This is a genomic window from Pseudomonas lalucatii (assembly GCF_018398425.1).
GTDB lineage: Bacteria > Pseudomonadota > Gammaproteobacteria > Pseudomonadales > Pseudomonadaceae > Aquipseudomonas > Aquipseudomonas lalucatii.
Map to the genome: position 1 here is coordinate 671,214 of NZ_JADPMV010000001.1, position 21,964 is coordinate 693,177.

At 66.8% G+C, this 21,964-nt stretch carries 18 protein-coding genes and 1 pseudogene; 6 read left to right on the forward strand and 13 right to left on the reverse strand.

What is annotated here, in order from left to right; genetic code table 11:
- Positions 1-23 precede the first annotated feature (23 nt).
- Complete coding sequence (locus tag I0D00_RS02970) at positions 24-989, reverse strand: DMT family transporter (RefSeq protein ID WP_213638274.1); 966 nt, start codon at positions 987-989, stop codon at positions 24-26.
- 294 nt (positions 990-1,283) lie between these two features.
- Here I0D00_RS02970 and I0D00_RS02975 point away from each other — a divergent pair, with 294 nt between their 5' ends.
- Positions 1,284-1,493 (forward strand): DUF6316 family protein, encoded by a 210-nt coding sequence (locus I0D00_RS02975; RefSeq protein WP_213638275.1) that lies wholly within the window; start codon positions 1,284-1,286, stop codon positions 1,491-1,493.
- 78 nt (positions 1,494-1,571) lie between these two features.
- Here the strand turns inward: I0D00_RS02975 and I0D00_RS02980 are convergent, their stop codons facing one another.
- Complete coding sequence (locus tag I0D00_RS02980) at positions 1,572-2,756, reverse strand: thiolase family protein (protein WP_213638276.1); 1,185 nt, start codon at positions 2,754-2,756, stop codon at positions 1,572-1,574.
- Positions 2,757-2,864: 108 nt separating this feature from the next.
- Positions 2,865-4,352 carry a polyphosphate:AMP phosphotransferase gene (pap, locus tag I0D00_RS02985; protein ID WP_213638277.1) on the reverse strand — a complete coding sequence of 496 codons (1,488 nt, stop codon included), beginning with the start codon at positions 4,350-4,352 and terminating at the stop codon, positions 2,865-2,867.
- A gap of 123 nt (positions 4,353-4,475) precedes the next feature.
- Here pap and mnmC point away from each other — a divergent pair, with 123 nt between their 5' ends.
- Positions 4,476-6,488 carry a bifunctional tRNA (5-methylaminomethyl-2-thiouridine)(34)-methyltransferase MnmC2/FAD-dependent 5-carboxymethylaminomethyl-2-thiouridine(34) oxidoreductase MnmC1 gene (gene mnmC / locus I0D00_RS02990; RefSeq protein ID WP_213638278.1) on the forward strand — a complete coding sequence of 671 codons (2,013 nt, stop codon included), beginning with the start codon at positions 4,476-4,478 and terminating at the stop codon, positions 6,486-6,488.
- 21 nt (positions 6,489-6,509) lie between these two features.
- Here the strand turns inward: mnmC and I0D00_RS02995 are convergent, their stop codons facing one another.
- On the reverse strand, positions 6,510-6,983 hold the full coding sequence (locus I0D00_RS02995) for a MarR family winged helix-turn-helix transcriptional regulator (RefSeq protein WP_213638279.1): 474 nt from the start codon (positions 6,981-6,983) through the stop codon (positions 6,510-6,512).
- A gap of 114 nt (positions 6,984-7,097) precedes the next feature.
- Here I0D00_RS02995 and I0D00_RS03000 point away from each other — a divergent pair, with 114 nt between their 5' ends.
- The 4 genes from I0D00_RS03000 (at position 7,098) to I0D00_RS03015 (ending at position 12,345) form a co-directional block, all read left to right on the forward strand.
- Complete coding sequence (locus tag I0D00_RS03000) at positions 7,098-8,867, forward strand: N-acetylglutaminylglutamine amidotransferase (RefSeq protein WP_213638280.1); 1,770 nt, start codon at positions 7,098-7,100, stop codon at positions 8,865-8,867.
- A 132-nt stretch (positions 8,868-8,999) separates the two neighbouring features.
- Complete coding sequence (gene ngg, locus I0D00_RS03005) at positions 9,000-10,739, forward strand: N-acetylglutaminylglutamine synthetase (RefSeq protein WP_213638281.1); 1,740 nt, start codon at positions 9,000-9,002, stop codon at positions 10,737-10,739.
- 68 nt (positions 10,740-10,807) lie between these two features.
- A complete protein-coding gene (locus I0D00_RS03010; RefSeq protein ID WP_213638282.1) occupies positions 10,808-11,998 on the forward strand; it encodes an osmoprotectant NAGGN system M42 family peptidase in 1,191 nt (396 codons plus the stop codon).
- A gap of 107 nt (positions 11,999-12,105) precedes the next feature.
- Complete coding sequence (locus I0D00_RS03015) at positions 12,106-12,345, forward strand: YheU family protein (RefSeq protein WP_213638283.1); 240 nt, start codon at positions 12,106-12,108, stop codon at positions 12,343-12,345.
- 24 nt (positions 12,346-12,369) lie between these two features.
- Here I0D00_RS03015 and I0D00_RS03020 read toward each other — a convergent pair whose 3' ends face one another.
- The 9 genes and pseudogenes from I0D00_RS03020 to I0D00_RS03060 form a co-directional block, all read right to left on the reverse strand.
- Positions 12,370-12,798, reverse strand: a complete 429-nt coding sequence (locus tag I0D00_RS03020; protein WP_213638284.1) for a hypothetical protein — start codon at positions 12,796-12,798, stop codon at positions 12,370-12,372.
- A 104-nt stretch (positions 12,799-12,902) separates the two neighbouring features.
- Complete coding sequence (locus I0D00_RS03025; protein WP_338050380.1) at positions 12,903-14,066, reverse strand: MFS transporter; 1,164 nt, start codon at positions 14,064-14,066, stop codon at positions 12,903-12,905.
- A 101-nt stretch (positions 14,067-14,167) separates the two neighbouring features.
- Positions 14,168-14,977, reverse strand: a complete 810-nt coding sequence (locus tag I0D00_RS03030) for an SDR family oxidoreductase (RefSeq protein ID WP_213638285.1) — start codon at positions 14,975-14,977, stop codon at positions 14,168-14,170.
- 148 nt (positions 14,978-15,125) lie between these two features.
- Complete coding sequence (locus tag I0D00_RS03035) at positions 15,126-15,494, reverse strand: DUF2784 domain-containing protein (RefSeq protein WP_213638286.1); 369 nt, start codon at positions 15,492-15,494, stop codon at positions 15,126-15,128.
- A 107-nt stretch (positions 15,495-15,601) separates the two neighbouring features.
- Complete coding sequence (locus I0D00_RS03040; protein ID WP_213638287.1) at positions 15,602-17,611, reverse strand: polysaccharide biosynthesis protein; 2,010 nt, start codon at positions 17,609-17,611, stop codon at positions 15,602-15,604.
- Between the two features lie 147 nt (positions 17,612-17,758).
- Positions 17,759-18,833 (reverse strand): annotated as a pseudogene (locus I0D00_RS03045) (MraY family glycosyltransferase).
- Entirely contained in the window at positions 18,830-19,792 is a 963-nt protein-coding gene (locus tag I0D00_RS03050; protein WP_213638288.1) for a UDP-glucose 4-epimerase family protein, read from the reverse strand. The pseudogene I0D00_RS03045 and the gene I0D00_RS03050 overlap by 4 nt, the downstream one beginning before the upstream one ends.
- 19 nt (positions 19,793-19,811) lie before the next feature.
- Complete coding sequence (gene wecB, locus I0D00_RS03055) at positions 19,812-20,939, reverse strand: non-hydrolyzing UDP-N-acetylglucosamine 2-epimerase (RefSeq protein ID WP_213638289.1); 1,128 nt, start codon at positions 20,937-20,939, stop codon at positions 19,812-19,814.
- Complete coding sequence (locus I0D00_RS03060; protein WP_213638290.1) at positions 20,932-21,942, reverse strand: polysaccharide biosynthesis protein; 1,011 nt, start codon at positions 21,940-21,942, stop codon at positions 20,932-20,934. The genes wecB and I0D00_RS03060 overlap by 8 nt, the downstream gene beginning before the upstream one ends.
- Positions 21,943-21,964: the final 22 nt, after the last annotated feature.

The window sequence follows — 21,964 nt, forward strand, 5'->3', positions numbered from 1 at the left end:
GGCCCGCCACCGGCCGGCAGGCGCTACAGCGGCGTCGCCAGCTTGCGCACCCGACGTGCGCGCAGGCCGGCCAGCAGCGACGGCGCCAGGGCGGTCAGCGCCGAACCCAACACCACCAGCACGGCGCCGCCATAGGCGATCCAGTTGAGCTGCTCGGGGCGCACATGCTCCGGCCACCAGGTGGCGGCCAGGGCCACCGAGGCGAAGGTCACCAGCGGCGTGATCGCCAGGGTCGCGCTGACCCTGGAAGCCTCCCAGTGGGCCAAGGCCTCGGCGAACGCACCATAGGCCACCAGGGTGTTCAGGCAGCAGGCCAGCAGCAGCCAGCCCTGTACCGGGTTCAGCTGCAGCACTTGCAGCGGCTGCGCCCAGGGCGTGAGCAACAGAGCGCAGGCCAGGTAGATCACCATCATCACCTGCAGCGAGTTCCACACCGTCAGCAGCTGCTTCTGCGCCAGGCCGTAGAAGGCCCAGACGAACGCCGCCAGCAGCACGATCAGCACGCCGGTGGTGTAGGCGCTCAACGAACTCAGCAGCTCGTCCAGGCGCTGGTTGAAGAACAGCGCGAAGCCCGTCAGCAGCAGGGCCAGGCCAATGCCCTGGCCGACGCCGAAACGCTCGCGAAAGACCAGCACGCTGCCGACCAGCAGCAGAATCGGCGCCACCTGGATCACCAGCTGGGTGGTACCGGGCGAAAGCCGGTTGAGGCCCATCAGGTACAGCACGTAGTTGCCGCTCAGCCCCGCGATGGCCAGCACCAGCAACCAGCCGCCACTGCGCCCCAGCGGACGGAAGCGTGGCAGGCGCCGCGCCGCAGCCAGGTAGGCGAGCAGGATGGAGCCGGCCACCAGCAGGCGGTACCAGGTCACGGTTACCGGGTCCATCACCTGCAAGACTTCTTTGAGTTTGATCGGCAGCACGCCCCAGAGCAGCGCCGTGCCCAACGCCAGGAACATGCCGTATAGCCACCGGCCGGAAGAGATATGCATGACTGCCTCTGCTGCACGACGCCCGCAAGCGCCTGAAATAGAGCGGGCGGAGGCCGTAAACGGGCATTCTAGGCGGGCACCGGCGAGTGGCACAGCTACAGTTCAACGCCGTTCGCTGCGCAATCTGTTCTGCTGGCCTTTTGGAATCGTCATGTTATTGGCGCCATATTAACGTAGGAATACGGCAAAAACCCCGAACGCGCGGAAAACAACAACCATTGGTCGCTAACTCCGGCGCCCGCATGAGCCGGGGTTAGACTCTCAGAATTAGGCTTACAGCGTGAGGTCCTACCCATGTTCGGTCAGCGGCAAATCGATCCCGGCCCCGGTACGCACTATCGCAGCGAACGCGTCAGTGCGGTCAACGGACAATATTTTTTCGCCACCCGCGAAGGCACCCTGGAAGGCCCCTACTTCACCCGCGTCGATGCCGAGCGGGAAATCGCCCTGTACGTCCGCCGCATGATCCAGGCCAACGACATCGTCGAGAGCCGGGCGTTCTAGCGGCCCGAATCCCCCAGCGGAAGACCGCGCCTCGGCGCAGCCTTCCGCTGGGGCCTGCCGCCAAGGCGGTTCCGCCGCTCAGTGCAGCGCCTCGAACAGACCGCTGGCGCCCATGCCGCCGCCCACGCACATGCTGACGACGCCGTAGCGCAGGTTGCGCCGCTGCAACTCGCGCACCAGATGGCCGACCTGACGCGAGCCGGTCATGCCGAAGGGATGGCCGATGGCGATGGAACCGCCATTGACGTTGTATTGCTGATTATCGATCTCGAGCCGATCGCGGGCGTACAGGCACTGCGAAGCGAAGGCCTCGTTCAGTTCCCACAGGTCGATGTCGGCCACGCTCAGGCCCTTGGCCTTGAGCAGCTTGGGCACCGAGAACACCGGCCCTATGCCCATCTCGTCCGGCGCGCAACCGGCGACGCTGAAGCCGCGGAACAGGGCCTTGGGCTTGAGGCCCAGAGCCAATGCCCTGTCCAGGCTCATCACCAGGGTCATGGAGGCGCCATCGGACAGCTGCGAGGCATTGCCGGCGGTGACCGAGCCATCCTCGGCGAAGGCCGGCTTGAGCGCCGCCAGGCTCTGCAGGGTGGTGTCGGCACGGTTGCAGTCGTCGCGATCGACGATCCCCTCGAGGACCCGGCGCTCGCCGCTGGCCTTGTCATCGACCAGGTAGCGCACGCTCATCGGCACTATCTCGTCGTCGAACAGGCCCTCGGCCTGGGCCCGCGCGGTGCGCTGCTGGCTCTGCAGGGCATAGGCGTCCTGGGCCTCGCGGCTGACGCCGTAGCGCCTGGCGACCACCTCCGCGGTCTGCCCCATGGGGTAGTAGATGCCCGGCACATCCCGCTGCAGGATAGGGTTGAACAGGTGATCGCCGTTCAGGCTCTTGAGCGTCAGGCTGATCGACTCCACGCCGCCGGCCACTATCGCCTCGGAACAGCCGGAGGCGATCTGGTTGGCGGCGATGGCGATGGCCTGCAGGCCCGAGGAACAGAAGCGGTTGAGGGTCATGCCGGCGACATGGATGCCCAGCCCCGACAGCACCGCGACATTGCGACCGATGTTCATGCCCTGGGCGCCCTCGTTGGAGCCGGCGCCGACGATGCAATCGTCGACCAGCGCCGGGTCCAGGTCGTTGCGCGCCAGCAGCGCATCGACACAGTGGGCCGCCATGTCGTCGGGGCGGGTCTGGTTGAACTTGCCGCGGAAGGACTTGGCCAGGCCGGTCCGGACGCTGTCGACTATCACCACTTCACGCATGACGCACCTCGATCGTTGCCGTTGCAGGAGGCCCGAGCATAGATCCCGGAAATCTCCTGGGGCGACGATCATTCACCGAGCATATGCGCAGCCATCGGCAGCGCCCCGTCAATCCCGGGCGAAGGCCGCCTCCAGCGCCCGGTTGAGGGTACGCAGCACCTTGACCCGGGCGTAGCGCTTGTCGTTGGCCTCGACCAGGGTCCAGGGCGCGATCTCGGTGCTGGTACGGTCGACCATGTCCTCCACCGCCTCGCAATAGAGCGGCCATTTCTCGCGATTGCGCCAGTCGTCCTCGGTGATCTTGAAGCGCTTGAAGGGGATCTTCTCGCGCGCCTGAAAACGCGCCAGCTGGGTGCCCGAATCGATGGCCAGCCAGAACTTGACCAGGACCACGCCGGCCTCCGTCAGCTGCTCCTCGAAGTCGTTGATCTCGCCATAGGCGCGCAGCCAGTCGGCGGGCGTACAGAACCCCTCGACCCGCTCGACCAGCACCCGGCCGTACCAGGAGCGGTCGAACAGGGTAAAGCCGCCACGCGCCGGCACATGTCGCCAGAATCGCCAGAGATAAGGCTGGGCGCGCTCCTCCTCGGTGGGCGCCGCCACCGGCACGATGCGGTACTGGCGCGGGTCCAGGGCCCCGGTCACGCGGCGAATGGCGCCGCCCTTGCCGGCGGCGTCGTTACCCTCGAACACGGCGACCAGCGCGTGGCGGCGCATGCGCTTGTCGCGCATCAGACCGGCGAAGCGCGCCTGCTCGGTGGCCAGTTGTTCCTTGTAGTCCGCCTTGTCCAGCGCCAGGCTCATGTCCAGGCTGTCGAGCAGCCCCCGCTCGTCCAGACTCGAGGTCAGCGGCGCCGCATGGGGTTGCGGCACGCGCGCAGCCTTGGCCTGCAGCGCCGCCTGCAGGCCGTCGAGCAGGATGCGCCCGACCGTCAGGCTGCGGTAATACTCGTCGACGCCCTCCACCACATACCAGGGCGCATGCTCGCGACTGGTGCGGCGCAACACCCGCTCGCCGAAGCGCACGAACTTGTCGTAGGTCTTGGACTGCTGCCAATCCAGCGGGCTGATCCGCCAGTTGTGCAGCGGGTCGTCCTGCAGCGCCTTGAGGCGTGCCTTCATCTGTGGCTTGGACAGGTGGAACCAGAACTTGAAGATCAGCGCCCCCTCGTCGCAGAGCATCTGCTCCAGGCTCAGGGCGCCGCCGATGGCCCGCTCCAGTCCGGCGTTCTTGATCTCGCCGCGCACCCGCCCCTGGAGCATCTGGCTGTACCAGTTGCCGAAGAAGATGCCGATGCGCCCCCTGGGGGGCAGTTGCCGCCAGTAGCGCCAGGCCGGCGGCCGGGCCAGCTCCTCGTCGCTCTGCTGGTCGAAGGTGCTGACCTGGATCAGGCGCGGGTCCATCCACTCGTTGAGCAGCTTGACCATCTCGCCCTTGCCGGCGCCCTCGATGCCGTTGAGCAGGATGATCACCGCGAAGCGCCCCTGCTGGCGCAGCTCGTACTGCGCCTCCAGCAGCGCCTCGCGCAGCAGCGGCTCCTCGGCCTCGAACACGGCCTTGTCGATGGCGTGACCAATCTCGGCGGATTCGAACATGGGCGGCTCCCGCAATTGAATGCCTGCAGCCTAGCGGAGAGTCGTGCCCTTTGTCCGCGCCGAACCTGCAATAGAGCCGGGGGGATCGGCTAGAATGCGCGCCTGCCCAACCCGGTGGCCACCATGTCCGAGCTCCCCGCCAACCACCCCGACTGCCAGCCAGCCCAGCTCGACTGGGATGCCAAGGGCCAGCCGCTGTCGCGCCGCTACGGCGACGTGTACTTCTCCCAGGACAACGGCCTGGAGGAGAGCCGCTACGTCTTCCTCGCCAACAACCGCCTGGCCGAGCGTTTCGCCGCCCTGAACGCGGACGAGCACCTGGCGATAGGCGAGACCGGCTTCGGCACCGGACTGAACTTTCTCTGCGCCTGGCAGCTGTTCGACCAGCACGCGCCCGCCGGAGCCCGCCTGCACTTCGTCAGCGTCGAGAAGTATCCGCTGAGCCGTGCCGACCTGCGGCGCGCCCTGGCCCTGTGGCCGCAACTGGCGAACTTCGCCGAACCGCTGCTGACGCAGTACGTCGCCCTGCACCCGGGCTTTCAGCGCCTGGTATTCGACGGCGGGCGCGTCGTGCTGACCCTGCTGATCGGCGACGCCCTGGAGCTGCTGGCGCAGCTCGACGCGCGCATCGACGCCTGGTTCCTCGACGGCTTCGCGCCGGCGAAGAATCCGGAGCTGTGGAGCGCCGAGCTGTTCGCCGAACTGGCCCGGCTGTCCGCGCCGGACGCCACCTTCGGCACCTTCACCAGCGCCGGCGTGGTGCGTCGCGGCCTCAAGGCGGTCGGTTTCGAGGTCAAGCGGATGCCGGGCCAGGGCAAGAAGTGGGAGGTGCTCAAGGGACGCTTCACCGGCGCACCGGCGGCGGCGGGCAAACCCTGGTTCGCCCGCCCACCCAGGCACCTCGGCGAGCGTCACGCCCTGGTGATAGGCGCCGGCCTGGCCGGCTGCGCCACGGCCGCCAGCCTGGCCGCCCGCGGCTGGAAGGTCAGCCTGCTGGAGCGCCACGCCGAGATCGCCCAGGAAGCCTCCGGCAACCCCCAGGGCGTGCTCTACCTCAAGCTCTCGGCCCACCACACGGCGCTGTCGCGGTTGATCGTCAGCGGTTTCGGCCACAGCCGTCGCCTGCTCGAACGCCTGCCCAGGGGACAGGACTGGGACGCCTGCGGCGTGCTGCAGCTGGCCTTCGACGCCAAGGAAGGCCAACGCCAGGCGCAGCTGGCCGCCGCCTTTCCCGCCGACCTGCTGCGGCCGCTGCCCCGGGAAGAGGCCGAACGCCTGGCCGGCGTGCGGCTGCCCAGCGGCGGCCTGTTCTATCCCCAGGCCGGCTGGGTGCACCCGCCGGCGCTCTGCCGCCTGCTCAGCGAACACCCGAACATCCGCCTGCTGACGCACCACGAAGCCCTCGACCTGCGCCGCGACGGCGAGCAGTGGCAGGCCTGCAACGGCGACCGGCTGCTCGCCGCCGCGCCGCTGGTGGTGCTGGCCGGCGCCGCGGAGATCAAGCGCTTCCCCTGCAGCGCCGCGCTGCCGCTCAAGCGCATCCGCGGGCAGATCAGCTGCCTGGCGCAGACCCGGGACAGCCGCGCCCTGTCGACCGTGGTATGCGCCGAGGGCTACGTCGCCCCGGCGCGCCTGGGCGAGCACACCCTGGGCGCCAGCTTCGACTTCAACAGCGACGACCTGAGGCCGAACAGCGCCGATCACGCGGGCAACCTGCGGCTACTCGAGGAGATTTCCCCGGACCTGAGCCAGCGCCTGCACGCCAGCGAGCTGGACCCGGCGCGGCTGGCGGGGCGCGCCGCCTTTCGCTGCACCAGCCCCGACTACCTGCCGATCGTCGGCCCCCTGGCCGAGCACGCCGCCTTCGCCGCCGCCTACGCCGCGCTGGGCAAGGACGCCCGCCAGGTGCCGGACACGCCCTGCCCCTGGCTCGCGGGCCTGTACATCAACAGCGGCCACGGCTCCCGCGGCCTGATCAGCGCACCGCTGTCCGGCGAGCTGCTGGCCGCCTGGCTGGACGACGAACCCCTGCCCGTGCCACGCGAGGTGGCCGAGGCCTGCCACCCCAACCGCTTCGCCCTGCGCCAGCTGATCCGCCACGGCGGCCCCGGCAAGACTTCCACCAAAAGGTCCTAGCGCCTCTCAAAGGCGCACGCCTCACTCCATCTCGCCGCATAGCTCCGCGGCGCGCAGCAGCGCCGCGGTCAGGCCATGCCGCTCCCAGTCGGCCAACGCGGCGAAGCGCTGGCGGAACCCCGGCGGCAGCAGGCTCGGCGCCTGCTGCACCAGCTCGCGGCCGGCATCGCTGAGCAGCAGCCACTGGCGGCGCCGATCCTGGTCGTCGCGCTGGCGCTGCAGCAGGCCGCGCTCCTCCAGACGGTCGAGCATGCCCGACAGGGTCGCCGCCGTCAGGCTCACCCGCCCACTCAGGTCACTGGCGGTCAACCGCGCCTCGCCGGCCAGCACCTGCAGGATCATCAGCTGCATGGGCGTCAGCCCACCGAAGCGTGCCAGCCGCTTGGCGTGCACCTCGCCGGCCTGCTGCAGCCGCCGCAGGGACTGGAAGATCGGCAGTTCGAACGCCATCACAGATGACAAATCTATTTCAGTCGAAACTATTTTTTCGCCCATACACACCTTTAAAGCCCGGATTAAAGCTTTGACATAAAAGCATTTTTTTGTTCCCATGTAAAAGGTTCGGCGAGCCCGGACGACTCCCCAACGGCAATACCGGTAAGGAAATTTATGTGCGGAATAGCTGGAGAACTACGTTTTGATCAACGACCGGCCGACCTGGCCGCGGTCGAGCGAATCACCCATCATTTAGCGCCGCGCGGTCCTGACGCGCACGGCTTCCACAGCCAGGGGCCGATTGCCCTTGGCCATCGTCGGCTGAAGATCATGGATCTCGCCGAGGCGTCCGGCCAGCCGATGATCGACAGCGATCTCGGCCTGTCCATGGTGTTCAACGGCGCCATCTACAACTACCCGGAACTGCGCAGCGAGCTGGAGAATCTCGGCTACCGCTTCTTCTCCGGCGGCGACACCGAGGTGCTGCTCAAGGGCTACCACGCCTGGGGCAAGGACCTGCTGCCCAGGCTCAACGGCATGTTCGCCTTCGCCGTGTGGGAACGCGACAGCCAGGAGCTGTTCATTGCCCGCGACCGCCTCGGCGTCAAGCCGCTGTACCTGTCGCGTACCGGCCAACGCCTGCGCTTCGCCTCCAGCCTGCCGGCGCTGCTACAAGGCGGCGACATCGGCAAGGCGCTGGACCCGATCGCCCTGAACCACTACCTGAACTTCCACGCCGTGGTGCCGGCGCCGCGCACCATCCTCGCCGGCGTCGAGAAACTGCCGCCGGCCACCTGGATGCGCATCGACGCCCAAGGCAACTGCCAGCAGCAGAGCTGGTGGCAGCTGGACTACGGCCCCAAGCGCGAGGAGATCGCCTTCGAGCTGGAGGACTGGCGCGACAAGGTACTCGACGGCATGCGCGAGGCGGTGTCGATCCGCCAGCGCGCGGCGGTGGACGTCGGCGTGCTGCTGTCCGGCGGCGTCGACTCGAGCATGCTGGTCGGCCTGCTGCGCGAGGCCGGGGTGGAGAACCTGTCGACCTTCTCCATCGGCTTCCAGGATGCCGGCGGCGAGCGCGGCGACGAGTTCCAGTACTCGGACCTGATCGCCGAGCGCTTCAGTACCCGCCACCACCAGCTGCGCATCGGCGAGAACGAGATCCTCGAGCAGTTGCCGGCGGCCTTCCGCGCCATGAGCGAGCCGATGGTCAGCCACGACTGCATCGCCTTCTACCTGCTGTCCCGGGAAGTGGCCAAGCACTGCAAGGTGGTGCAGAGCGGCCAGGGTGCCGACGAGCTGTTCGCCGGCTACCACTGGTACCCGCTGGTGGATGGCGCCGAGGACGCCTTCGCCGCGTACCGCAAGGCCTTCTTCGACCGCGAGCACGAGGAATACGCCCAGTGCGTGCAGCCCGAGTGGCTGACCGACGACCATGCCGGCGAGTTCGTCCGCCAGCATTTCGCCCAGCCCGGCGCGCTGGCCGCGGTGGACAAGGCGCTGCGCCTGGACAGCACGGTGATGCTGGTCGACGACCCGGTCAAGCGGGTCGACAACATGACCATGGCCTGGGGCCTGGAGGCGCGCACGCCGTTCCTCGACTATCGCCTGGCCGAGCTGTCGGCGCGCATCCCCGGACGTTTCAAGCTGCCCGATGGCGGCAAGCACGTGCTCAAGGAGGCCGCCCGCCAGGTCATCCCGGCCGAGGTCATCGACCGCAAGAAGGGCTACTTCCCGGTGCCGGGCCTCAAGCATCTGGAGGGGGCTACACTGGGCTGGGTCCGCGACCTGCTGGTCGACCCGAGCCAGGACCGCGGCCTGTTCAACCCGGCCATGCTCGACCGCCTGCTGACCGATCCACAGGGGCAACTCACCCCGTTGCGCGGCTCGAAACTCTGGCAGATGGCGGCGCTCAACCTGTGGTTGAGCGAGCAAGGCCTGTAACTACAGCGCAGGGCGGGAGCTGCCCGCCCTGCTGCATGACACACGCCGTAGCCGGAAGTAATCCGGAGCAGTCACGACTGAACTCAGCGCCCGGCCCAACCGGGTGATGCGGACAGCTAAGGAATTCCCCCCATGCGAGCCACTGCCTACAACCAACGCCTCCTGCGCGGCCAGGCGCCCTCCTACGAGCGCCTGCAGGCGCGCTTCGCCGAAGAACGCGGGGTCAAACCCAGCGAGTCACTGGCCGTGCACTGCGGCTGGGGCCGCCTGCTGATCGGCCACACCTACCCCGACCCGGCCGTATTGGCCGACGAGCTGCTGAGCGAACGTCCCGGCGAACGCGACATCGCCCTGTATGTCGCCGCGCCGCAGCAGGTGCTGGCCCAGGCACCGCAGCAGCTGTTCCTCGACCCCTCGGACACCCTGCGCCTGTGGTTCAGCGACTACCGCCCGGCGCGCCGCGGCTTCCGCGGCTACCGCATACGCCGGGCGCAGAACGCCGCGGACTGGCAGGCGATCAACTGCCTGTACCAGATGCGCGGCATGCTGCCGCTCGACCCGGCCAAGCTGACCCCGCGCCACCAGGGCGGGCCGGTGTACTGGCTGGCGGAGGACGAGGACAGCGGCGCGGTGATCGGCAGCGTCATGGGCCTCAACCACCACAAGGCGTTCAAGGACCCGGAGAACGGCAGCAGCCTCTGGTGCCTGGCGGTCGACCCGCGCTGCAGCCGCCCCGGGGTCGGCGAGGTGCTGGTGCGCCACCTGATCGAGCACTTTATGAGCCGCGGGCTCAGTTATCTTGATCTTTCCGTATTGCACGACAACCGCCAGGCCAAGGGCCTGTACGCCAAGCTGGGCTTTCGCGAGCTGCAGACCTTCAGCATCAAGCGCAAGAACAGCATCAACCAGCCGCTGTTCCTCGGCCCCGGTCCCGAGGCCGAACTCAACCCCTATGCCCGGATCATCGTCGACGAGGCGTTGCGCCGCGGCATCGAGGTGCAGGTCGATGACGCCGAGGCCGGCCTGTTCACCCTCAGCCACGGTGGCCGGCGCATCCGCTGCCGCGAGTCGCTGACCGACCTGACCAGCGCCGTGAGCATGACCCTGTGCCAGGACAAGCGCCTGACCCACCGCGCCCTCGAACGTGCCGGCCTGCGCCTGCCGGCCCAGCGCCTGGCCGGCAGCGCCGAGGAGAACGCGGCCTTCCTCGCCGAACACGGCAGCCTGGTGGTCAAGCCGGTGGACGGCGAGCAGGGCCAGGGTGTGGCGGTGGATCTGCGCAGCCCGGGTGAAGTCCAGGAAGCCATCGAACGGGCCCGGGTCTTCGACGGCCGGGTGCTGCTGGAGAGCTATCACGAGGGCTTCGACCTGCGCATCCTGGTGATCGGCTACGAGGTGGTCGCCGCGGCCATTCGCCGCCCGGCCGAGGTCGTCGGCGACGGCCGCCACAGCATCGGCGACCTGATCGACGCCCAGAGCCGTCGACGCCAGGCCGCCACCGGTGGCGAGAGCCGCATCCCCAAGGACGCGGAAACCCTGCGCACCCTGCACGCCGCAGGCGTCGACTACGACAGCATCCTGCCGGCCGGCAAGCGCCTGGCCGTGCGCAAGACCGCCAACCTGCACACCGGAGGCAGCCTCGAGGACGTCACCGAGATCCTCCATCCGGCCCTGGCCGAAGCGGCGGTCAAGGCGGCCCGGGCCCTGGACATCCCGGTGGTCGGCCTCGACCTGCTGGTACCGGCGGCCGACCGCCCCGAACACGTGTTCATCGAGGCCAACGAGCGCGCCGGCCTGGCCAACCATGAGCCGCAGCCGACCGCGGAGCGCTTCGTCGACCTGCTGTTCCCCCTCAGCCAGGTGACCGGCTAGCCCATCCCGCGCGCGCCCGGCGTCCGCCACGGACGCCGGGCCAGGACCATTTCGCGAAGGAGCCTGCAATGCAGCAACTGCCCGAACCCGACCTCGAATACCTGCGCAAGGTCCTGCTGGAGATGCTCGCCATCCCCAGCCCGACCGGCTTCACCGACACCATCGTGCGCTATGTCGCCGAGCGCCTGGAGGAGATCGGCATCCCCTTCGAGCTGACCCGCCGCGGCACCATCCGCGCCACCCTCAAGGGCAAGCAGAGCAGCCCGGACCGCGCCGTGTCGACCCACCTCGACACCATCGGCGCCATCGTCCGCACCGTGCAGGACAATGGCCGCCTGGGCCTGGCCCCGGTCGGCACCTGGTCCAGCCGCTTCGCCGAAGGCAGCCGGGTCAGCCTGTTCACCGAGACCAGCGTGATCCGCGGCAGCGTGCTGCCGCTGCTGGCCTCCGGCCACGCCTTCAATACCGAGGTGGATCAGCTGCCGATCAGCTGGGACCATGTCGAGCTGCGCCTGGACGCCTACTGCGCGACCCGCGCCGACTGCGAGTCCCTGGGCATCGCGGTGGGCGACTTCGTCGCCTTCGACCCGCTGCCGGAATTCACCGAGAGCGGCCACATCAGCGCCCGTCACCTCGACGACAAGGCCGGTGTCGCCGCCCTGCTCGCCTCGCTCAAGGGCATCGTCGAGAGCGGCGCCGAGCTGGAGATCGACTGCCACCCGCTGTTCACCGTGACCGAGGAAGTCGGCTCAGGTGCAGCCGCGGCGTTGCACTGGGACGTCAGCGAGTTCGTCGGCGTCGACATCGCCCCGGTCGCCCAGGGCCAGGCCTCCAGCGAACACACGGTCAGCGTGGCCATGCAGGACTCCGGCGGCCCCCACGACTATCACCTGTCGCGCCAGCTGCTGCGCCTGGCCCGCGAGCATGAGATCCCGGTGCGCCGCGACCTGTTCCGCTACTACCACAGCGACGCGCAGTCGGCGGTCGGCGCCGGCCACGACGTGCGCACCGCCCTGCTGGCCTTCGGCTGCGACGCCACCCACGGCTACGAGCGCACCCATATCGACAGCCTGATCGCCCTCAGCCGGCTGCTCAGCGCCTATATGCTCAGCCCGCCGGTGTTCGCCAGCGATGCCCAGCCGGCGCAGGGCTCGCTGGACCGCTTCAGCCACCAACTGGAACACGACGCGCAGATGGCCAGCGATACCCAGGTGCCCGCGGTCGACAGCCTGCTCGGCCCCCGCGGCGGACAGCGCTGAGGCGGACCCCACGCTCGGCGCCATGGACGACGCCGGGCGCCGGCAATGGGCTGACAGCCGGCATGGCCAGCGGTTAGCATCGCCGCCGTCCCCTGGAGAGCCGAGCCGTGTTGATCCCCCCGCACCTGCTGCAAGCCGAGACCCTGACCCACCTGATCGAGGACTTCGTCACCCGCGAGGGCACCGACAACGGCGACGAAACCCCGCTGGAAACCCGCGTGCAGCGGGTACGCCGCGCCCTGGACAAGGGCGAGGCGGTGATCGTCTTCGATCCGGAAAGCCAGCAGTGCCAGCTGGCGCTCAAGCGCGACGTGCCCAAGGAGTGGCTGCAGGCACTCGACGACTAGACCGCGCCGCGGCGCTGCCACCGGCTAGCCGCGCAAGCCGCCCTCGCGCTCCCAGGCGCAACGCACCCGCAGCTCGCCTTCGTGGGGGCTGTGGCCGCCACTCTCCGACTCCCAGCGGAAGGTGTGGGTGCCGTTGAGCTCGGTGTCCAGATGCACCACTGCGCTGGCCCAGTACAGGCGCTTGAGCAGCGCCTCGAACTGCTCGACCCAGAGACTCCACTCGTATTCCACGGCCCGGTAGCTGGCGCCGAAGTGGATCACCTGGGTCTGGTACAGGTCATCGCCCGGCGGCTCGCAGCAGGCGAACATCTCGCGGCCGAGCAGCGACCAGGCGTCGGCGCTCGGCAGTTCGCCCAGCGCCTGCCGATTGAGCTCGCGCCGCAGGCGGCTCTGCTCCGCACTGTCCGCCGGCCAGTCGCGGATGCAGCCATAGACGATGGATTCTGACTCCACAGCGGTACTCCAGGAAATCGAGGCTGCCTTCTATCACAGCATCGGCGCGCAAGGAAGGAACTGCGGCGGAACTCCGCCGCTGCGGGCGCCACGGCCCAGACCGCTCAGTCGCGCCGGACGCCCTTGCCCAAGCGCCATGCCAGCAGCGACATCAGCGACGCCAGCCCGGTCAGCACGGCGAAGGCCGGCTGGTAGCTGCCGGCCAGGTCGCGGGCCAGACCGGTCAGGACAGGTGCCAGGGAGGCCATGCAATAACCGGCGCAGAGCATCATCGAGGTCCAGCGGCTGACCGCCAGCGGCGTATGCGCCTCGTACAGCGGCAGCACCAGGGACAGCGCGAAGGCCCCGCCCAGACTCAGGCCGATGACCACCGCCCAGAGTTCCGGCAGCAGCGTCGGCGCGAAGGTGATCATTGCCAGGCTGAGGCAGGCCAGCAGTCCGCAGGCCTGCAGCAGGCCATAGCGATGGCCGAAGCGCTGGGCCAACCAGGGAAACAGGAAGGAGCTGGGCAGCCCCGTCAGCATCGACAGGCTGAACAGGCCATTGCTGCGCAACAGGCTCAGGCCGGCCTCGTGGTAGCGGGCCACCACCCAGGTGGCCAGGGCGTAGAACAGGCCCGCCTGGATCGCGAAGAACGTGCTGATCAGCCAGGCGCGCGGCTGGTCCCAAGGCAGGCAGGCCCTGGCCTCCTCGCGATCGCTCGGCTCGCCCCGATTGGGCACGCACAGCCACGCCCCCATGGCCAGCAGCGCCGGCAGCGCCCAGAGCGCCAGGCCGTGGGTCCAGCGCTCGCCGAACCAGTGCGTGGCCGAGGCCGTCAGCACCGCCCCCGCCGCGCCGCCCACGGCCATGCCCAGGGAATACCAGGCCACCACCCGGCCCATCTGCTCGACGAAATAGCGCTTGATAAAGCCCGAAAGCAGCGGGCCGGCCACGGCGATCCCGGCGCCGAGCAGCACCGCGCTGGCGATCAGCACCGCGCTGGCATCGCCGCCGAGGCGCAGCAGCAGGGCGGCGGCGATAGCGCCCATGCACAGGGTAATGGTGCGTTCCAGGCCCAGCAGCACCGCCAAGCGCGGCGCGAGCGGCGCCAGCAGGCCCATGCACAGCACCGGCAATGCGGTGGTCAGGCTGATCAGGCCACGGCTCAGGGCGAGCTCGGCGGCGATCCGCTCGATCAGCGGCGCCAGCGAGGTGATGCCGGGCCGCAGATTGACCGCCGCCAGCAGCAGCGCCAGCAACAGGGCGGTTCCAGATAGGGCTTTCACGAGACGTCCTAGGCGCTGACGGAGCAGCGGACAAAGCCGGTTACCCTAACCGCGGACCCGCCCCACGGCAAGTCCGCGCCCGGCATAAGCTGACCGTTCGATCAGCCCTGCGCGGCCTTGGCGCGCATCCGTTCGGCCATGAGGGCCATCTCGTCGTAGAGCGCCTGCGGGTTCTGCCGCTTCAGCGCCCAGGCCATGCGCCCCTGCTCGTGGGGCAGGATCATGAACTCGCCCGCGGCGATCTGCCGGTAGATGTAGTCGGCGATATCCGCCGCACTGATCGGCGAGCTCTCCAGCAGCTTGCCGACCTGGGCCTTCATCGCCGGGGTGGGGCCGCGGAAGGAGTCCAGCAGGTTGGTCTGGAAGAACGACGGACAGACCACGTGCACCCCGACCTCCTGCGCCCGCAGCTCCGCCAGCAGGCTCTCCGACAGCGCCACCACGCCGGCCTTGGCGACGTTGTAGTTGCTCATGGCCGGCCCCTGCATCAGCGCCGCCATCGAGGCGATGTTGACGATCTTGCCCTTGCTGCGCTCGAGCAACGGCAGGAAGGCCTTGCACCCCTTGACCACGCCCATCAGGTTGATCGCGATCTGCCAGTCCCAGTCCTCCAGCGACAGCTCGCCGAAGAAGCCGCCGGACGCCACCCCGGCGTTGTTGACGATCACGTCGACGCCGCCGAACTGTTCCTCGCAGGCCTGGGCCAGGGCGGTCAGCTGGCTGTAGTCGCGCACATCGCACAAGCGGGTGAAGCCATCGCCCCCGGCCGCCCGCACCAGCTGCAGGGTCTCCGCCAGACCGGCCTCCCTGACGTCGGCCAGGGCCAGGCGCCAGCCCTCTCGGGCCCAACGCAGGGCGATCTCGCGCCCCAGACCCGAACCCGCGCCGGTAATCATCATGCGATTTTGCATACAGAGGCCGCCTTACGCTGCTGTGATAGATGCTCCGCAGTGTAGCGAAGGACATCCCCTGCCCCACTCACCATCAGGCTGCTGAATGAGCCAGGCAAACGCCCGGCAGGCCTGCCGGCGATCCGCTATCCCGACAGGCCGTCGCGGCCTATCGGCCGCCCCGTCTCCGCAGCAGCAGGTAGCCATAGATGGCTGCGTTGACCGCCAGCACCAGCCCCCCCAGCAGCAACTGGATAGCCGGCGTGAGCCCGGCCGGATAGACGATCGGCAGCAGGTAGTGTTCGACGAAGCCACCGCTGTAGCCGCGCTCACCGGCCGCACGGCGCAGGGCGTTCTCCAGCGGGGTCAACGGGCACTGCAACCGGAATAGCTCGACCACCGCGCCCCACAAGGCCGCCGGCAGGTGCAGCCAGGCCAGAGCGGGCCAGCGCAGCACCAGCAAGCCACCGAGCAGCACGAACAGGATGAACAGCAGATGCAGCACGAGCACGGCGTCGGCGGCGAAGCGGTCGAGCATGCTGGCAACCTCCGGCGGTACTGCCCCTTCATAGAGCCGCTATCACCCTACCTATAGCCCGGCTATGCCGGCACCCGTGATTGAGCCCCACGGTGCCAGCACCTTGCCTAGCGGGGCTTGCTGCGGCGCTTCAGGTGAATCCAGTCGACGATCTCGCCTTCCGGCGCATAGCCGCTCACGGTTTCGCGCAGCAGCTGGCGCACCCGATCATAGTCGTCCCGCTCCACGGCCCCCTGCAGCTCGGCCAGCACCTTCTTGAAGGTCTCCCAGGGCAGGTGCTCCTCGTTGGCGCGCATGATCATCGGATGATCGGTCGGGCTGACGTTGTCGCCAATCAGCAGCTCCTCGTAGAGCTTCTCGCCGGGACGCAGGCCGCTGAACTCGATGGCGATATCGCCATGGGGGCTCTTCTCAGACCGCACGCTGAGGCCGCTCAGGTGGATCATCTTCTCCGCCAGCTCGACGATCTTCACCGGCTGGCCCATATCCAGCACGAACACATCGCCGCCCTGGCCCATGGCACCGGCCTGGATGACCAGCTGGGCGGCCTCGGGAATGGTCATGAAGTAGCGGGTGATATTCGGGTGGGTCACGGTGACCGGACCACCCTGCCTGATCTGCTCATGGAAACGCGGAATCACCGAGCCGGAGGAACCCAGCACGTTGCCGAAGCGCACCATGGTGAAGCGGGTCTTGTTGACCCGGTGCACCGCCCCCTCATCGCCGAACAGCACCGGCGCCGACTCGGCGCTCAGGGCCTGCAACACCATCTCGGCCAGGCGCTTGGTACTGCCCATCACATTGGTCGGGCGCACCGCCTTGTCCGTGGAAATCAGCACGAAATGTTCGACCCCCGCCTTCACCGCCGCCTGCGCCGTATGCAGCGAGCCGAGCACGTTGTTCAGCACGCCCTCGGCGATGTTGTGCTCGACCATGGGCACATGCTTGTAGGCGGCGGCATGGTAGACGGTGTTGACGCCCCAGGTGCGCATCACGTCGACCAGCCTGACCGGATTACGGATGGAACCCAGGATGGGCACCAGACGCACCGGCAGCGACTCGCGCTGCAGGCGCTGCTCCAGCTCGCTATGGATGTTGTACAGGTTGAACTCGCTGTGCTCGAACAGGATCAGGGTGATAGGCCCGCTCGCCACGATCTGCCGACACAGCTCCGAACCGATCGAGCCGCCCGCGCCGGTAACCATCACCACCTGGCCGCGGATGCAACGCTCGAACAGTACCTGCTGCGGCGGCACGGCATCGCGCCCGAGCAGGTCGGCGATGTCCACCTCCTGCACGTCCTCGACCTTGACCCGGCCACTGGCCAGGTCCATGAAGCCGGGCACGCTGCGCACATGCAGGGGAAAGTCCTCGAGCAGCTCGAGAATTTCGCGGCGCCGGCCGCGGCTGGCCGAGGGGATCGCCAAGAGGATCTCGTCCGCACCGGTTTCATCGATCATCTGCTGGATATGCTTGGGGGTATAAACCCGCAAGCCGGCGATCACCCGATTGGCGATGTTGGAGTCGTCGTCGATGAACGCCACCGGACGCATGGCCCGGCCCATGCGCAGCGCCCCCACCAGCTGGTTGCCGGCCGCGCCGGCACCATACACCGCAACCTTCGGCAGACCGGTATCGCGCCCCTTGAGCCTGGTGGGCTGATCGGGCGAATACCAGTCGCCCATGAAGTACTGGCGCATCACCAGGCGCAAACCACCGATCAGCACCAGGCTCAGCCACCAGTAGTTGAACACCATGGAACGGGGAATGAGCTTGGGCGCGTCCTGGTGCCAATACACTGCGAGAGCCAGGAGCAGCGCCGACAGCGTGACCGCCTTGGCGATGGCCAGTAGCGCGTCATTGCCGAAGTAACGCATCACCGCCCGGTACATGCCGAAGCGCACGAACAAGGGAACGGCAATCAGCGGCGCCGCGGTAAACAGCCAGGCGTGACCGGCGAAGGGCTCGATATTCTTCGAGTCCCCCAGGCGCACGACAAAGGCGAGCCACAATGCGGCCCAGACCAGCAGCACATCCACCGCGACCTGAATCAGTCGCTTATGGCGTCGTGGCAAACAAACCAGACGGCCGCGTAGTTTTTCGGCAAGTCGTAACACAAAAAATCCTCACACTGCTTTCGCCATCACTGCATCGGGTGCAGCACAGGAGAAACTGACCTGTTGGAGCAGGCTCGATAGCAAGCCCTCTGTCCAGCTTGAGCCCGCAGATTACCGCAAGCGCAAAGCCAGGGGTCGCGCCCTGTATTACTCAAGCTCCCCAGCCTTGAACTTCACCGCCAGCCAGAGCAGAGGCGCATAGGCGATCAGCACGCCCGTCAAACCCTCCAGACCGCCCACTCCGACCCAAAGCGCGATGGGTAGCAACCAGAACAGATTGAGCCCCCCCACGACGAGAGTCACCGGCAGATGCCGGCCGAAGCGCCTGGATGCATATTGATAGGCGTGACTGCGATGGGCCTCATAGACCTTGTCGCCGCGCAGCAGGCGCCGCAGCAGGGTAAAGGTGGCATCGACGATGAATACCCCGAGCAGGATCAGCCAGCTCCACAACAACTGCGGCGCCACCCAGGCCGCCTGCAGGGACAAGATGCCCAGGGTGATACCGAGAAAGCCACTGCCCGCATCGCCCATGAAGATCCGCGCCGGCGGGAAGTTCCAAAACAAAAAGCCCGCCACCGCGGCCGCCAACAGCAGCACCACCAGCATTCCCGTAGGTTGGGCTGAGCTGGCGAAGCCCAACGCCTCGCCAACGCCGCCCGCGACAGGCTGGCCCGCCCCCGTGAAACCCAAGACCCCAAACAACAACGCACCGCCCAGGCACACACAAATTGCCTCGACACAGGCGATGCCGTCGATGCCATCCATGAAGTTGTAGAGGTTCAGCAACCACACCAGGTAGACCGCCGCCAGCGCATGCCCCAGCCACCCCAGGTCGAGGCTCATGCCGAACAGGTTCAGCGGCGGCAGCCCGCCCAACCAGAACAAGGCCCAGATGGCCCCGGCAAAGTGCCCCAATAACCGCCAGCGCGCGGGAATATGCCCATGGTCATCGAGAAAGCCGATCACGGCCACTCCCGCCCCGGCCCCCAACAGCGCCCACATTACGGCCCAAGGCAGCAGATTGGCCCAAGCCATGACCGGCAAAGCCGCCAGGAAGGCCAACACGATGGCCACCGCCGCCGCGCGGCGTCGGCACCGAGTGCGAACTGCGCGCGTTGGGGATGTCCATCAGGCTGCGGGCCAAGGCGTAACGCCGCAGCGCGCCGGTCATAACAAGCGAAACGCCGGCCACCGCCGGCAGCAACCACCAGATAGTCATTTGCTCTGCTGTTCCAGAAAATGCTTGGCCGTCTTGCGCAGCGCCTCATCGACGCTGACCGGCGGTGTCCAGTCCAATAACTCACGAGTCTTGCCGATATCGACCTGCAACGAGCCGCACAGCCGCTGGGACAGTGCCTGCCTACCCAGCACCGCCGCCCCCATCTCCAGCAGCCGACTCGGCACCGGCAACAAGCGCGCCGGCTTGCCCAAGGCAGTGGCCATCCTGCGCAACAACTCGGTAGTCGAAAGGTCCTCGCCATCGCTGACCAGGAATGTCTGGTTGGCCGCGGCGGGATGGTCGATGCAAGTCACGATCAGGTCGACCAGATTGTCCAGGGCCACCAGGCTGCGCCGGTTATGGATCGCGCCAAATGGCAGAGGCACACCCTTGTGCAGCCAGCGCATCATGTTGAGGAAGTTGGCTTTGACACCCGGCCCATAGACCAGCGTCGGCCGGATAATCACCACCTCCATCCCGGTTTCGGCCGCCAGGGTACGCAACCCCTGCTCGGCTTCCATCTTGGAGATGCCGTACGGATCAGCCGGCGCGGCCTGGGCGTCGGCAAGGTAAGGCACACCTACAGGCGTGCCCTCGCCGTTGACCTTGACCGAACTGATAAAGATAAAACGGCGCACACCCGCAGCCGCAGCCTGGCGAGCGAGGTTCAAGGTGCCCTCGACATTGACCTTGCGGAATTCGGCGAGCGGGTCGGACGACTGGTCATGCATGACATGAACGCGAGCGGCGCTGTGAATAACAGCATCTATCCCTTCCAGCGCTGTTCGCCAGTCGGTGTCGGGCTCGACCCCTGGAACCTGCAGGCTCGTAACAGCCTCTGGGAACCCCGATACCGGCCTACGCAGTGCAGCGACCAACTCCAGGCTAACCAGAGCCGACATCCTTTCCAGCAGTCCCCGGCCAACGAAACCGCTAGCGCCAGTCAACAAAACACGCATTGATATGCCTCGGGAGTACTCAGGCTTTCGACCAGACAGTACGGTTGATGTAATCGGTGTAACTGAGCACCACCCTGACCACCTGCTTGGATACCGGGCCGGCCTGGTAGTCCTTCACCACCGGGATTACGCGCCGGGCACGGTCATGCTGGCTGGTCACCACACGCACCGCATCCAACACAGGCTCCTTTCTCAGGCCGCTCATGATCAGCGTGCCCTCATCCATGCCCTCCGGCCGCTCATGGGCATTGCGGATGGTGATCGCCGGCAGGTTCAGCAACGAAGCTTCTTCGGTGATGGTGCCGCTATCGGATAGCACACAGAACGCCGACATCTGCAGCTTGATGTAATCCAGCAAACCGAACGGCTTGACGAAACGGATCAGCGGATGGTCCAACGACTCGCCCAGTGCCTCCAGGCGTTTCCGGGTACGGGGGTGCGTGGAGACGATGATCGGGTACTGGTACGTCTCGGCCAGCGCCCGCAGGGTCTCCAGCAGATCGCGCAAGTTCTCGGGTGTATCGACGTTCTCTTCCCGATGGGTACTGACGATGAAGAACTTACCCTCCTCCAGCCCTTCGCGCTGCAGCACATCGGAGGCCTGGATACGCGGCATGTAGTAATCCAGCACTTCCTCCATGTGCGAACCGGTCTTGATGATGGTTTCCGGGCGAATGCCCTCGGCGATCAAGTAACGGCGCGCATGTTCGGTCAGCACCATATTGATATCGCTCAGATGGTCGAGAACCTTGCGGTTCAACTCCTCCGGCACCCGCTGGTCGAAACAACGATTCCCCGCCTCCATGTGGAAAACAGGGATTTTCCGGCGCTTGGCGGCAATCACCGCCAGGCAGGTATTGGTGTCGCCGTACAGTAAGAGCGCATCGGGCTTTTCCAGTTCGAACACCTCGTCGGCCTTGGCGATCACTTCGGCGATGGTCTTCGCCGCCGTATCGCCGGCAGCTCCGAGGAAATGATCCGGCTTGCGAATATCCAGATCATCGAAAAACACCTGGTTCAATTCGAAGTCGTAATTCTGCCCCGAATGCACCAGCACATGCTGAACCTGCTTATCCAGTTCCGCGATCACGCGGCTCATCTTGATCAGCTCCGGGCGGGTGCCAACCAGCGTCATCACCTTAAGCATCGAGCTGCTCCTGAATGTAGTCCAGCTTGAGCAACACATCCTTGATGCCTTGGATGCTCAGGCGCTCGGTATTGTGCGAGGTGTAGTCGTCCAGTTCGGAAATATGCTGCTCGCCCTCGACGAAAAACTTCTTGTAGTTCAGGTCACGGTTATCCGCGGGAATTCGATAATAGCGGTCCATGTCCTCGGCCTTGGCCATTTCCTCGCGGGAAATCAGCGACTCATACAGCTTCTCGCCATGCCGAGTGCCGATCACCTTTACCGGGTTGTCGCGGGAAAACAGCTCTTTGAGCGCCAGGGCAAGGTCCGCCACCGTCGAGGCAGGGGCCTTCTGCACAAAGATGTCGCCCTGCTCGGCATGCTCGAAGGCATGCAGGACCAGATCCACCGAATCTTCCAGCGACATCAAGAAACGGGTCATGTTCGGATCGGTGACAGTCAGCGGCTCGCCGCTCTTGAGCTGGCTGATGAACAGCGGGATCACCGAGCCACGCGAAGCCATCACGTTACCGTAGCGGGTCGCACAGATGACCGGACCGGACTCTGGAATCATCCGAGACTTGGCGACCATGAGCTTTTCCGCCATGGCCTTGGAAATGCCCATGGCATTGATCGGGTAGACCGCCTTATCCGTGCTGAGCACCACCACACGCTTGACGCCGGTGGCAATCGCCGCATTCAGCACATTCTCCGTGCCGATGACATTGGTACGTACCGCTTCCATGGGGTAGAACTCGCAGGATGGCACCTGCTTCAGCGCAGCAGCATGAAAGATATAGTCAACACCAACCATGGCTTGCGAAATGCTGTCGTAATCGCGCACATCGCCGATATAGAACTTGACCTTGTCATTGGCCAGGGCAATGCGCATATCCTCCTGCTTCTTCTCGTCCCGGCTGAACACCCGGATTTCCTTGACATGGGTATCGAGGAAGCGCTTCAACACGGTATTACCGAAGGAACCGGTACCGCCGGTAATCATCAAGACTTTGTCATCAAACATAAACAGTCACCACACTCGAAAA

Excerpts from the sequence above, each read along its gene's own strand:
- I0D00_RS02970 (WP_213638274.1), bottom strand. The coding sequence starts at position 989 with ATGCATATCTCTTCCGGCCGGTGGCTATACGGCATGTTCCTGGCGTTG.
- wecB (WP_213638289.1), bottom strand. The coding sequence starts at position 20,939 with ATGCTTAAGGTGATGACGCTGGTTGGCACCCGCCCGGAGCTGATCAAG.
- mnmC (WP_213638278.1), top strand. The coding sequence starts at position 4,476 with ATGTCCGAGCTCCCCGCCAACCACCCCGACTGCCAGCCAGCCCAGCTC.
- I0D00_RS03050 (WP_213638288.1), bottom strand. The coding sequence starts at position 19,792 with ATGCGTGTTTTGTTGACTGGCGCTAGCGGTTTCGTTGGCCGGGGACTG.
- I0D00_RS02975 (WP_213638275.1), top strand. The coding sequence starts at position 1,284 with ATGTTCGGTCAGCGGCAAATCGATCCCGGCCCCGGTACGCACTATCGC.
- pap (WP_213638277.1), bottom strand. The coding sequence starts at position 4,352 with ATGTTCGAATCCGCCGAGATTGGTCACGCCATCGACAAGGCCGTGTTC.
- I0D00_RS03000 (WP_213638280.1), top strand. The coding sequence starts at position 7,098 with ATGTGCGGAATAGCTGGAGAACTACGTTTTGATCAACGACCGGCCGAC.
- I0D00_RS03030 (WP_213638285.1), bottom strand. The coding sequence starts at position 14,977 with ATGCAAAATCGCATGATGATTACCGGCGCGGGTTCGGGTCTGGGGCGC.
- I0D00_RS03060 (WP_213638290.1), bottom strand. The coding sequence starts at position 21,942 with ATGTTTGATGACAAAGTCTTGATGATTACCGGCGGTACCGGTTCCTTC.
- I0D00_RS03035 (WP_213638286.1), bottom strand. The coding sequence starts at position 15,494 with ATGCTCGACCGCTTCGCCGCCGACGCCGTGCTCGTGCTGCATCTGCTG.
- I0D00_RS02995 (WP_213638279.1), bottom strand. The coding sequence starts at position 6,983 with ATGGGCGAAAAAATAGTTTCGACTGAAATAGATTTGTCATCTGTGATG.
- ngg (WP_213638281.1), top strand. The coding sequence starts at position 9,000 with ATGCGAGCCACTGCCTACAACCAACGCCTCCTGCGCGGCCAGGCGCCC.
- I0D00_RS02980 (WP_213638276.1), bottom strand. The coding sequence starts at position 2,756 with ATGCGTGAAGTGGTGATAGTCGACAGCGTCCGGACCGGCCTGGCCAAG.
- I0D00_RS03010 (WP_213638282.1), top strand. The coding sequence starts at position 10,808 with ATGCAGCAACTGCCCGAACCCGACCTCGAATACCTGCGCAAGGTCCTG.